This window comes from Streptomyces sp. NPDC043876, from assembly GCF_056435825.1.
The window spans coordinates 71,455-83,601 of sequence record NZ_JBWKDV010000006.1; the positions used below are offsets into that span (position 1 = coordinate 71,455).

The following is a 12,147-nucleotide window of genomic DNA, read 5'->3' on the forward strand; positions in this document are numbered from 1 at the left end:
ATGTCACCATCGACAGGTCGGCGACGCGGCCGCCGGACCGGGTGCCCCGTAGGGAATCTCCGGCCGGTGTGACACGTTGTACGTACAGGCCGCGCTCCCACCCCGTGGGCGGCGCGGGAACCATCCGAAAACGACGTAAGGATCCAATGACCTCCTCTTCTTCCCCTTCCCAGGACGCGCAGGACTCGCCCGCGGCGACGGACGCGCAGAGCTTCACCGAGAGCCTTCGGGCCGATGCCCTGATGGAAGAGGACGTCGCCTGGAGCCACGAGATCGACGGCGAGCGTGACGGCGAGCAGTTCGAGCGCTCCGAGCGCGCGGCGCTGCGCCGCGTCGTCGGCCTCTCCACCGAACTCGAAGACGTCACCGAGGTCGAGTACCGCCAGCTCCGTCTGGAGCGCGTGGTCCTCGTCGGCGTGTGGACGACCGGCACCGTGCAGGACGCGGACAACTCCCTCGCGGAGCTGGCCGCGCTCGCCGAGACCGCGGGCGCCCTCGTGCTCGACGGCGTCATCCAGCGCCGCGACAAGCCCGACCCGGCCACTTTCATCGGTTCCGGCAAGGCGCGGGAGCTGCGCGACATCGTCACCGAGACGGGTGCGGACACCGTCGTCTGCGACGGCGAACTCAGCCCCGGCCAGCTCATCGCCCTCGAAGACGTCGTCAAGGTCAAGGTGGTCGACCGGACCGCCCTGATCCTCGACATCTTCGCCCAGCACGCCAAGTCCCGAGAGGGCAAGGCCCAGGTCGCGCTCGCGCAGATGCAGTACATGCTGCCGCGACTGCGCGGCTGGGGTGCCTCGCTCTCCCGGCAGATGGGTGGCGGCGGCGGTGGCGGCATGGCCACGCGCGGTCCCGGTGAGACCAAGATCGAGACCGACCGGCGCCGGATCCGCGAGAAGATGGCGAAGATGCGCCGCGAGATCGCGGACATGAAGACCGGCCGGGACATCAAGCGGCAGGAACGGCGCCGCAACAAGGTGCCCTCGGTCGCCATCGCCGGCTACACCAACGCGGGCAAGTCCTCGCTGCTCAACCGCCTCACGGGCGCGGGCGTCCTGGTGGAGAACTCGCTGTTCGCCACCCTCGACCCGACCGTGCGCCGGGCCGAGACGCCGAGCGGCCGGATCTACACCCTGGCCGACACCGTCGGCTTCGTCCGGCACCTGCCCCACCACCTCGTCGAGGCGTTCCGCTCCACGATGGAGGAGGTCGGCGACTCCGACCTCATCCTGCACATCGTGGACGGCTCGCACCCGGCGCCGGAGGAGCAGCTGGCGGCGGTGCGCGAGGTGATCCGCGAGGTCGGCGCCGTCAAGGTGCCCGAGATCGTGGTCATCAACAAGGCGGACGCCGCGGACCCGCTGGTCCTGCAGCGCCTGCTGCGCATCGAGCGGCACTCCATCGCCGTCTCGGCCCGCACGGGCCAGGGCATCGAGGAACTGCTCGCGCTGATCGACCGCGAACTGCCGCGACCCGAGGTCGAGGTGGAGGCGCTCGTGCCGTACACCCACGGCGGTCTGATCGCCCGGGCACACGCGGAGGGGGAGGTCATCTCCGAGGAGCACACCCCGGAGGGCACCCTGCTGAAGGCGCGGGTCCACCAGGAACTGGCGGCGGACCTCGCTCCGTACGTCCCCGCGAAGCACTGACCGACGGCGCGACCCGGTAGCACCGGCGACGTCACCGACAGAGAGGGCCCCCGCATCGCGGGGGCCCTCTCTGTTGTCGGCACCTACTGCTTGACCACGTCCGCTACTTGACCGTGTCGGCTACTTGAACTTGCCGCTCACCGCGTCGAAGACGCCCTTCGCCTCCGGACCCAGCCGCGGGCCGGCCAGCCAGCCCGCCTTGACCGGACCGATCGAGGTGTTGGACACCAGTGCGCGCTTGCCGTCGGCGCCCGTGGCGACCCAGCCGCCACCCGAGGAACCGCCGGTCATGGTGCAGCCGATGCGGTACATCACCGGCGCCGAAGCGGCCAGCGAGAACCGGCCCGGCTTGTCGGTGCACTGGTAGGCCTTCTGGCCGTCGAACGGCGTCGCCGCCGGGAAGCCGGTCGCCGTGATGCTCGCGACCTTGGCCACGGCCGGCGCGTTGAAGTCCACCGGGAGGGCCGAACCGACCGTCTCCTCCAGGGACTTGCGGCCGCCGCCCTCCTCCGGGGTCACGTGCAGGACCGCGAAGTCGTACGGAGCGCCCGCGCCGCCGGACGGACCGCCCTGGGCGATCCACTGGTCCGAGGTCTGCGCCCAGTCGCTCCACCACACGCCGTACGGCGCGACCTGCTCGCGGCTCGCGCCCTTGAGCTGCGCGGAGGACTTGCCGGAGTTGTTGTAGGAGGGCACGAAGGCGATGTTGCGGTACCAGCCGCCGCTCTTGCCCGCGTGCACGCAGTGGCCCGCCGTCCAGACCATGTTGGACTTGCCGGGGTGCGCCGGGTCCTTGACCACGGTCGCCGAGCAGACCATCGAGCCCTCGGGGCCGTCGAAGAAGACCTTGCCGGCCTCCGGGACGCTCTGGTGGAAGGGCGGAGCGGCCGCCTTCGCGGTGACCGGCGCGGGCGCGGGGTCGGTGACGCCCTGGTCCGCGCCGATGTTCGGGTCGGTGACCGGGCGGTCCGGCGGGACGTCGGCGTCACGCATGCGGTCCGGGTCCCACAGGCCCGCGATGATGGGGTTGATGTAGTCGCCCGCCTCGCGGAGCCAGTCGTCCTTCTGCCAGTTCTTCCACTCGCCCCCCTTCCACTTGTCCATGTCGAAGCCGTGCTGCTTGAGCTTGTCCTTCAGCTCGTCCGGGATCTTGATGGTTCCGGATCCGGACGGAAGGCTCGCCGCAGCGGTCGGCTTGGCGTCGCCGCCGGCCTCACCGTTGCCGGGTCCGCAGGCCGCGGCGGTCAGCGCGAGCGCGGCCGCGCACAGTACGGCGGTGACCGGTCGGTTCGGTCGTCGCATGTCGTGAATCCCCCTGGGTGGGTCGAGGCGTGGAGTGCAGCCCCCCACTATGCCGATGCCCTGGGGGACGACACCGGGCGGGGCGGCGGTTGCGGCTCGGACGGACCCTCCCCGCAAGGATCTTGGCGCCCGCCCGTGATCAGCCGTCGTCATCGTCGTTGGTACGGGCGGGGGATGAGCGAACGGCGCTCGCGTGCGAGACGCGTTCCGCGAGCGAGCAGCCGAGCAACCGAGCACCTGAGCACGTGCGTACGCGACGACGACGTGACAGGGCGATCCGAGTGGGAGGACCGACACCCGTGGCCTTGACCGAGCCGGCCGCGGCGGTGGCACGAACCGCCCCCGTGCCGTTCGCCCCCGCCCCTGCCCCCGGCCCCGACCGCGACGACGCCCCTCACCCTGGGGCCACGAGGGGCACGCCGTCCCACGAGCCGGCGCCGCAGGGGGCCGGGTCGCCCGCGGCCGTACCGCCTGAGCCGGAACGGGACGAGCCGGAACCGGACGAGCCGGACGCTCGCGGGCCGGAAGCGCACGAACCCGAACGGCACTGGCAGCAAGCGCACGCCCCGGCCCCGCACGCCCCGGCCCCGCACGACCCGCAAGCGCACGCCCCCGAAGGCGACCCGCACGCTCCCGAGCCGCACGTGCCGGCGCAGGGCGCACCGGGTGGGCGGTCCGGGTCCCAGGCCATCCTGCGCCGGCAGTCGCTCAGGGAGTCCGCCGCCCGAACCTACGCCCGCGCGCTGCCCATCGTCCCCGTCCGCGCCCGTGGGATGACGATCGAGGGCGCAGACGGCCGCCGGTACCTCGACTGCCTCTCCGGCGCCGGAACCCTCGCCCTGGGGCACAACCACCCGGTGGTGCTGGAGGCGATCCGCAAGGTCATCGACTCCGGCGCCCCCCTGCACGCCCTCGACCTGGCCACACCGGTCAAGGACGCCTTCACCACCGAGCTGTTCGCCCACCTGCCGCCCGCGCTGGCGGCCGACGCGCGGGTCCAGTTCTGCGGGCCCGCCGGTACGGACGCGGTCGAGGCGGCCCTCACCCTCGTGCGCACCGCCACCGGGCGCACGGGTCTGCTCGCCTTCACCGGCGCCTACCACGGCATGACGGCCGGAGCCCTGGCCGCCTCCGGCGGGGCCCGGGACGTGACGGTGACCCGGCTGCCCTACCCCCGCGACCGCGACTGCCCGTTCGGCGTCGGCGGGGCCGAGGGCGCCCGGCTCGGGGCCCACTGGACCGAGAGCTTGCTGGACGACCCCAAGAGCGGCGTCCCCGCCCCCGCCGGCATGATCGTCGAACCGGTCCAGGGCGAGGGCGGGGTCATCCCGGCCCCGGACGCCTGGCTGCGCCGGATGCGCGAGATCACCGCGGCCCGCGGCATCCCGCTGATCGCCGACGAGGTGCAGACCGGCGTGGGGCGTACCGGCGCCTTCTGGGGGGTCGACCACGCCGGGGTGGTCCCGGACGTGATGGTGCTGTCCAAGGCGATCGGCGGCAGCCTGCCGCTCGCCGTGATCGTGTACCGGTCCGAACTGGACGTCTGGGAGCCGGGCGCCCACGCCGGCACCTTCCGCGGCAACCAGCTCGCCATGGCCGCGGGCACGGCCACCCTCGCCTTCGTCCGCCGTAACGGCCTGGCCACCCGCGCGGCCGAAGTCGGCGACCGCATGCTCACCGCCCTGCGCGCGCTGGCCGCCGAGCACCCCTGCATTGGCGACGTCCGCGGCCGCGGCCTGATGCTGGGCGTCGAACTCGTCGACCCCGAGGCCCGCGAGGCCCGCGCCACCCCCGAGCCCCACGTCACCGACGACCTCCTCGCGACCCCCGACGCCACGGTCGACGCCGGGTTCACGGCCGGCGCCGGGCCCGGGGTCGGCGCGGGGCCCACGGTCGGCTCAGGCGCCGCGTCCAGGTACGGAGCGGGACACCAGGCGGGATACGGGGCGGGACACCGGGCGGGAGCAGCGGGGGGTGGGGCCCCGCTCATCGCCGCGGCCGTGCGCCAGGAGTGCCTGGACCGGGGGCTCATCGTCGAGCTGGGCGGACGCCACTCCAGCGTCGTACGGCTGCTGCCCCCGCTCACGATCACCGACGAGCAGGCCGCCGCAGTCCTGGACCGCCTCGCCGACGCCCTGACCGCGGCCGTACGCACCCGGCACCCCCGAACCGCAGCACCGGGCCCCCGCTGACCGAGCCACTCCAAGGAACCCCCGTGACCTCCACCCCCGATCCGCAGCCGCACCAGCCCCAGGACCCGGCCGACCGCACCCAGCCCCCCGCCGCGCCCCCGGGGTCGGTCCCCGGCCCGGCTCCCGAGGCCGTGGCACCGCAGGCCGCGGTGGCACCCCCGGCCACCGTCCCCCGGCAGAAGGACGGCACCCCCAGACCCTTCCCGGCACCCCTCGCCCCGGGAGCGGACGGGGCGGCCGGGAGGGGGGCGCCCGGAGCCGGCTTCGGGGCGGGCCTGTCCGGACCCGACCCGCTGGCCCTACCCGACCTGCTGGACCACCCCGACCCGGCCATCGCGGCCGAAGCGGCGGCCGTGGAGAACCTGCTGCGGTGCTGGGTCCGCGAGAGCGGGACCGGCCGCCCCGTCGGGCCCCTCGGAACCCTGCTGCGCATCCCCCTCCCCGCCTCCGGCACGGCCCTGCTCGTCGCGGTGCGGCACTGGTCCCCGGCGGGCTGGCACCGCTTCTCCCCGGCCCGTCTCGAGGGGGCTCCGTCCGACGCCCCCGCGCTGAACGCCGTCACCCTCGCCGGACTCCTCGCCCGCGAAGGCGGCGGGCGAGGCGGCGCCGACCTGGTGGGCCGCGTCGCCGACTCGGTCCGCCGCACCGCCGAATTCATCGCCGACCGGCGCGTGCGTCCCCTGGCCCCCGCTCCGGTCGCGGGAGACCTCTTCCTCACCGCCGAACAGTCCCTTCTCCTCGGTCACCCCCTCCACCCCACCCCGAAGAGCCGCGAGGGACTCTCCGAGGCGGACATCCGCCGTTACTCACCGGAACTGCACGGCTCCTTCCCCCTGCACTGGACCGCCGTCGACCCCTCGGTCCTCGCCACCGACTCGGCGTGGACCGAACGCGGCCGCCTCGTCCCCGCCGAACGACTGCTCGCCCGCCTGGCCCCCAGGCTGCGGTTCCCCGACGGCACCACCCCCCTTCCCCTGCACCCCTGGCAGGCCCGTGACCTCTTCCAGCGCCCCGCCGTCGCCGCCCTCCTCGACGCGGGCCTCCTGCACGACCTCGGTCCGTACGGCGACCCCTGGTTCCCGACCTCCTCCATCCGCACCGTCCACCGCCCCGGCGCCCCGGCGATGATCAAGCTGTCGCTGGGCCTGCGCATCACCAACTCCCGCCGGGAGAACCTCCGCAAGGAACTCCACCGCGGCGTCGAGGTGCACCGGCTGCTGCGCTCCGGCCTGGTCGAGGAGTGGCAGGCGGTCCACCCCGGCTTCGACATCGTGCGCGACCCCGCCTGGGTCGCCGTCGACGCCCCGGACGGCACCCCCGTCCCCGGCCTCGACGCCCTCCTGCGCCACAACCCCTTCCGTCCGGGCGACGACGCCGTCTGCGTCGCCGCACTCACCTCCCCCCGACCGAGGCCCGGCCGCACCACGATGCGTTCGCGCCTGTCCGACCTGATGGCCCGGCTCTCCCTCGCCACCGGACGCTCCGCATCCGCCGTCGCCGCCGAGTGGTTCCTGCGCTACCTCGACCACGTCGTCCGGCCGGTGCTGGCCCTCGACGCCCTTGCGGGCATCGCCCTCGAAGCCCACCAGCAGAACACCCTGGTCCTGCTCGACCCCGCGGGCTGGCCCGTCGGCGGCCGCTACCGCGACAACCAGGGCTACTACTTCCGCGACTCCAACCGCGCGGAACTGGAGCACCGGCTGCCCGGCATCGGCAGCGTCAGCGACACCTTCGTCTCCGACGCCGTCACCGACGAGCGCTTCGCCTATTACCTGGGCATCAACAACGTCTTCGGCCTGATCGGAGCCTTCGGTTCCCAGCGGCTCGCCGACGAGCGCGTCCTGCTCGCCGCCTTCCGCCGATTCCTCCACAAGGCAGCCGGCCTCGGGCCGCTTCCCGCGCAGCTCCTCGACTCACCCACCCTGCGGTGCAAGGCGAACCTGCTCACCCGCCTCGGAGGCCTCGACGAACTCGTCGGTCCCGTCGACACCCAGTCCGTCTACGTCACCATCGCCAACCCCCTTCACGACTGACACGCCTTTCCCGACTGACACCGCTCCACGGCTGACACGCCTGCACCGGCTGTCGCCCCCTCGCGACGAACACCCCCTTCACGACTGACGCGGAGAAGAGCCCCCATGCCCTCCACCCACGCCGGCTCCACCGCCGACGCGACCATCGACGCGCGCTTCCCCGCCGAGCTGCTGCCGCTGCTCGCCGAAGCCGACCTCCTGGAGTCACCGGCCGCCTGGGGAGCCGCCGTCACCCCGGCCGGTGCCTTCCGCCTGGAACCCGTACGACTGGAACGCGATCTGGAGCTCCTCACCCGGTGGATGAACGACCCGGAGGTGGCCGCCTTCTGGGACCTCTCCGGACCCGCTTCCGTGACCGCCGCGCACGTGCGCGAGCAGCTCGACGGCGACGGCCGCAGCATTCCCTGCCTCGGCATCCTGGACGACACCCCGATGAGCTACTGGGAGATCTACCGGGCCGACCTCGACCCGCTCGCGCGCCACTACCCGGCGCGCCCCCACGACGCCGGTATCCACCTGCTCATCGGAGACGGAACGAACCGCGGCAAGGGACTCGGCACCGCCCTGCTGCGGGCCGTCGCCGACCTGGTGCTCGACCACCGTCCCCGTTGCACGCGCGTCATCGCCGAACCGGACATGCGCAACACCCCCTCCGTATCAGCCTTCCTCAGCTCCGGTTTCCGCTGCTGCGCGGAGCTCGACCTCCCCGGAAAGCGCGCCGCCCTGATGGTCCGCGAGCGGGCCCTGCGCACTCTCCTCTGACCCAATAAACTCTGCGTCGCGCAGCTAAGTTCCCGGCGCTCGAAAATTTGCGGCGCGCGTTCTTCCCCGCCGCGGCTCTTGTCGGCTCCTGCCGCCTGCTCTCCGGTCGTCGCTCATTCGGGCGGATACCGGGCAGCGGGAGGTTCCGCATCCCCGGGCCGGCGGAGCCGCATCCCGCTCCCTCCTCCGTCGTGACCACTCGCCGGTGCCGTCGCTGTCGGTGGCGCCCCGTAGGGTTGGCAGTGCTATGACGAAGCCCTCTCTCACCGACCTGCTGCACGCCGCCGTCACCGCCGTCGGCGGCACGGAGCGTCCCGGCCAGGTGGCCATGGCGGAAGCCGTCGCCGAAGCGATCGACGACAACTCCCACCGGCTCATCCAGGCAGGCACCGGCACCGGAAAGTCCCTCGGCTACCTGGTGCCCGCCCTCGCCCACGGCGAGCGCGTGGTCGTTGCCACCGCCACGCTCGCGCTCCAGCGTCAGCTCGTCGAGCGGGACCTGCCGCGCACGGTCGAGGCGCTGCACCCGCAGCTGCGCCGGCGGCCCCAGTTCGCCATGCTCAAGGGCCGTTCCAACTACCTCTGCCTGCACCGCCTGCACGAAGGCGCTCCGCAGGACGAGGAGGAAGGCCTCTTCGATCAGTTCGAAGCGGCGGCCCCCACGAGCAAGCTCGGCCAGGACCTGATCCGGCTGCGCGACTGGTCCGACGAGACCGAGACGGGCGACCGGGACGACCTGACCCCCGGCGTCTCCGACAAGGCCTGGTCCCAGATCTCCGTCTCCTCGCGCGAGTGCCTGGGCGCGACGAAGTGCGCGTACGGCGCCGAGTGCTTCGCCGAGGCGGCCCGCGAGCGCGCCAAACTCGCCGACGTCGTCGTCACCAACCACGCCCTCCTCGCCATCGATGCGATCGAAGGCGCACCGGTGCTCCCGTCGCACGAGGTGCTGATCGTCGACGAGGCCCACGAGCTGGTCTCGCGGGTGACCGGCGTCGCCACCGGCGAACTCACCCCCGGCCAGGTCAACCGCGCCGTGAAGCGGTCCGCGAAGCTGGTCAACGAGAAGATCGCCGATTCCCTCCAGACCGCCGCCGAGACCTTCGAGCGGGTGATGGAGCTGGCCCTGCCCGGACGCCTCGAAGAGATCCCGGAGGACCTCGGCTACGCGCTGCTCGCCCTGCGCGATGCCTCGCGCAACGTGATCTCGGCGATCGGCGGCACCCGCGACAAGTCCGTCCAGGACGAGGACGCGGTGCGCAAGCAGGCCCTCGCCGCCGTGGAGAGCATCCACGGCGTGGCGGAGCGGATCACCCTGGGCTCCGCGTACGACGTGGTCTGGTACGAGCGGCACGACCGCTTCGGCGCGACGCTGCGGGTCGCCCCGCTCTCGGTGTCCGGCCTGCTGCGCGAGAAGCTGTTCGAGGACCGCTCCGTGGTCCTCACCTCCGCGACCCTCAAGCTCGGCGGCGACTTCAACGGCGTCGCGGCCTCCATGGGTCTGTCCCCCGAAGGGGTCGAGGGCGACGAGGCACCGGTCTGGAAGGGCCTGGACGTCGGCTCGCCGTTCGACTACCCGAAGCAGGGCATCCTCTACGTCGCCAAGCACCTGGCCACCCCCGGGCGCGAGGGCACCCGCGGGGACATGGTCGACGAGCTGGCCGAACTGATCGAGGCGGCGGGCGGCCGGACGCTGGGACTGTTCTCCTCCATGCGCGGAGCCAAGGCGGCCGCCGAGGAACTGCGCGGGCGCCTCGACCACCCGATCCTGCTCCAGGGCGAGGAGACGCTCGGCGAGTTGATCAAGGCCTTCGCCGCCGATCCGAAGACCTGCCTGTTCGGCACGCTCTCGCTCTGGCAGGGCGTCGACGTGCCCGGACCCAGCTGCCAGCTGGTGGTCATGGACCGCATTCCCTTCCCCCGGCCCGACGACCCGCTGATGAGCGCCCGGCAGAAGGCGGTCGAGGAGCGGGGCGGAAACGGCTTCATGGCGGTCGCCGCGACCCACGCGGCCCTGCTCATGGCCCAGGGCGCGGGCCGGCTGGTACGGGCTTCCGGCGACCGCGGCGTGGTGGCGGTGCTGGACCCCCGGCTCGCCACCGCCCGCTACGGCAGCTTCGTGCGCGCCACGCTGCCCGACTTCTGGTACACCACGGACCGCAACCAGGTGCGCCGCTCACTGGCCGCCATCGACGCGACGGCGAAGGCCGACGGAAAGTAGAGCCGGCCACCTGCAAGTAGAGCCGACCACCTGCGCCGACGGCGGGCAAAGCAGCGTGGACAGGAAGCAGCCCCGGGACACGGCGCAGTGAGTCCCGGGGCCGGATGGTGGCAGCGGCTGTCAGAGCCGCCGCAGTACCGCGACCACCTTGCCGAGGATCGTCGCCTCGTCACCCGGGATCGGCTGGTACGCGGAGTTGTGCGGGAGCAGCCAGACGTGGCCGTCCTCGCGCTTGAAGCGCTTGACCGTGGCCTCGCCGTCGAGCATCGCGGCGACGATGTCGCCGTTCTCCGCCACGGGCTGGCGGCGGACCGTGACCCAGTCGCCGTCGCAGATGGCGGCCTCGATCATGGAGTCGCCGACCACCTTGAGGACGAACAGCTCACCGTCGCCGACGAGCTGCCGGGGGAGGGGGAACACGTCCTCGACCGACTCCTCGGCGAGGATCGGGCCGCCGGCGGCGATCCGGCCCACCAGGGGGACGTACGACGCGGCGGGCTTGCCGGTGGTGTCCGTGGGCTGCGAGCTGGGCTGGTCGGAGCCCCGTACCTCGTACGCACGCGGCCGGTGCGGGTCACGGCGCAGGAAGCCCTTGCGCTCCAGGGCCATCAGCTGGTGGGCGACCGAAGACGTGCTGGACAGGCCGACCGCCTGGCCGATCTCCCGCATCGACGGCGGGTAGCCGCGGCGCTGCACCGAGTCGCGGATCACCTCGATGACCCTCCGCTGCCGGTCCGTGAGTCCGGAGCTGTCGGCGCGGATGCCTGGAGGGCGCCCCGGCAGCGAGCGCGCGGCGCGTGCGGGCTCCACCTCCGGGTTCAGGCTTGAGTCGTTCATTGCATGCACCGGCTCGAGTCGGCTCTGGGAGCGGTTCTGGGCAGTGATGGTGGCACTGTCTGCGGTGGTGGTCACGTCTGCGGCCCCTCTCGAAATGTTCTCCCTCGCTGGACAACGGTAGTTGCTTTCGAAAGGTTGCGCCAAACACACGTTCGAGTGAAAAATCGCGGATCGCTCATCTTGGCGGTATTGAGAGGTGTATAGGCGAGCGTCCGACCGAACGCAGGTTCGGTCCCGCATCTTCCGCTTACGGTACCCTTGCCGGTTGAATCGCCCCGCCCGGGTCCGCGCCCAGTGTGGCACTCCCAGCCCCTGGATCAGGCCATCGCGGGCCGCGACACGCGGAACGCCGTAAATCCTCCACAACCCAAGATCTAGTGGTTGGATGGGCGAAGTCACCCAGAGGTTGTGGTCCCCGGGTCTGCCGGGCTCCCCGACATCGCATATGCTGGTGGCTGCTTCCCGAGCCCGTGACAGAGCCCTGACTCTGTTGTCGGCCGCTGCTCACCGGGCTTTCCGGGAAGTGATTCAGTCGTGCCGAGAAGGAGGGTTGGGAGCCGTGCACTGCCCCTTCTGCAGGCACCCCGACAGCCGCGTCGTCGACAGCCGCACCACGGACGACGGAACGTCGATCCGCAGGCGCCGTCAGTGCCCGGACTGCTCTCGCCGTTTCACCACGGTCGAGACCGCGTCACTGATGGTGATCAAGCGGAGCGGGGTGACCGAGCCCTTCAGCCGTACCAAGGTCATCTCCGGCGTCCGCAAGGCGTGCCAGGGACGACCGGTCACCGAGGACGCCCTCGCCAAACTCGGCCAGCGGGTCGAGGAGGCGCTGCGCGCCACCGGAAGCGCCGAGCTGACCACCCACGACGTGGGCCTGGCCATACTCGGACCGTTGCAGGAGCTGGACCTGGTCGCGTACCTGCGGTTCGCGTCCGTGTACAAAGCGTTCGATTCGCTTGAAGACTTCGAGACCGCCATCACGGAACTCCGTGACCGGCGGGCTCAGCCCCGAGAGTGCGAGCCCGGCGGGACCTCCCCGGTCCCCGTGCCCGCCTCCGCCGCCGACTGACCGGGCGGCCGCTGCGCGGCCGGGATCAGCCAGGCAGCGTACGTAGATCACACAACACCGTGCCACGGAATTTCACTGG

At 72.4% G+C, this 12,147-nt stretch carries 8 protein-coding genes; 6 read left to right on the top strand and 2 right to left on the bottom strand.

Features of this window, described 5'->3' with window-relative positions:
- Positions 1-146 precede the first annotated feature (146 nt).
- A complete protein-coding gene (hflX, locus tag AC0693_RS20010; RefSeq protein WP_478802435.1) occupies positions 147-1,652 on the top strand; it encodes a GTPase HflX in 1,506 nt (501 codons plus the stop codon).
- A 120-nt stretch (positions 1,653-1,772) separates the two neighbouring features.
- Here the strand turns inward: hflX and AC0693_RS20015 are convergent, their stop codons facing one another.
- Positions 1,773-2,954 carry a trypsin-like serine peptidase gene (locus AC0693_RS20015; RefSeq protein WP_469318989.1) on the bottom strand — a complete coding sequence of 394 codons (1,182 nt, stop codon included), beginning with the start codon at positions 2,952-2,954 and terminating at the stop codon, positions 1,773-1,775.
- 644 nt (positions 2,955-3,598) lie between these two features.
- On the opposite strand from AC0693_RS20015, the gene AC0693_RS20020 reads away from it, so the two are divergent.
- The 4 genes from AC0693_RS20020 to AC0693_RS20035 all read left to right on the top strand — a co-directional run bounded on the left by AC0693_RS20020 (position 3,599) and on the right by AC0693_RS20035 (position 10,159).
- A complete protein-coding gene (locus AC0693_RS20020; RefSeq protein ID WP_478802604.1) occupies positions 3,599-5,146 on the top strand; it encodes a diaminobutyrate--2-oxoglutarate transaminase family protein in 1,548 nt (515 codons plus the stop codon).
- Positions 5,147-5,169: 23 nt separating this feature from the next.
- Positions 5,170-7,179: an IucA/IucC family protein gene (locus AC0693_RS20025; RefSeq protein ID WP_478802436.1), complete on the top strand. Its 2,010-nt coding sequence runs from the start codon at positions 5,170-5,172 to the stop codon at positions 7,177-7,179.
- Positions 7,180-7,284: 105 nt separating this feature from the next.
- The gene (locus AC0693_RS20030; RefSeq protein ID WP_356406103.1) at positions 7,285-7,941 is read left to right on the top strand and encodes a GNAT family N-acetyltransferase; all 657 of its coding nucleotides are present in this window, start codon (positions 7,285-7,287) and stop codon (positions 7,939-7,941) included.
- A 247-nt stretch (positions 7,942-8,188) separates the two neighbouring features.
- Positions 8,189-10,159 (top strand): ATP-dependent DNA helicase, encoded by a 1,971-nt coding sequence (locus tag AC0693_RS20035; RefSeq protein ID WP_468465045.1) that lies wholly within the window; start codon positions 8,189-8,191, stop codon positions 10,157-10,159.
- Between the two features lie 120 nt (positions 10,160-10,279).
- On the opposite strand, the gene lexA is transcribed toward AC0693_RS20035, so the two are convergent.
- Positions 10,280-11,071, bottom strand: coding sequence for a transcriptional repressor LexA (lexA, locus tag AC0693_RS20040; RefSeq protein ID WP_478802437.1), 792 nt, complete (start codon positions 11,069-11,071; stop codon positions 10,280-10,282).
- A gap of 484 nt (positions 11,072-11,555) precedes the next feature.
- On the opposite strand from lexA, the gene nrdR reads away from it, so the two are divergent.
- On the top strand, positions 11,556-12,068 hold the full coding sequence (gene nrdR / locus AC0693_RS20045; protein WP_356406109.1) for a transcriptional regulator NrdR: 513 nt from the start codon (positions 11,556-11,558) through the stop codon (positions 12,066-12,068).
- Positions 12,069-12,147: the final 79 nt, after the last annotated feature.

Excerpts from the sequence above, each read along its gene's own strand:
- AC0693_RS20035 (WP_468465045.1), top strand. The coding sequence starts at position 8,189 with ATGACGAAGCCCTCTCTCACCGACCTGCTGCACGCCGCCGTCACCGCC.
- hflX (WP_478802435.1), top strand. The coding sequence starts at position 147 with ATGACCTCCTCTTCTTCCCCTTCCCAGGACGCGCAGGACTCGCCCGCG.
- AC0693_RS20015 (WP_469318989.1), bottom strand. The coding sequence starts at position 2,954 with ATGCGACGACCGAACCGACCGGTCACCGCCGTACTGTGCGCGGCCGCG.
- AC0693_RS20030 (WP_356406103.1), top strand. The coding sequence starts at position 7,285 with ATGCCCTCCACCCACGCCGGCTCCACCGCCGACGCGACCATCGACGCG.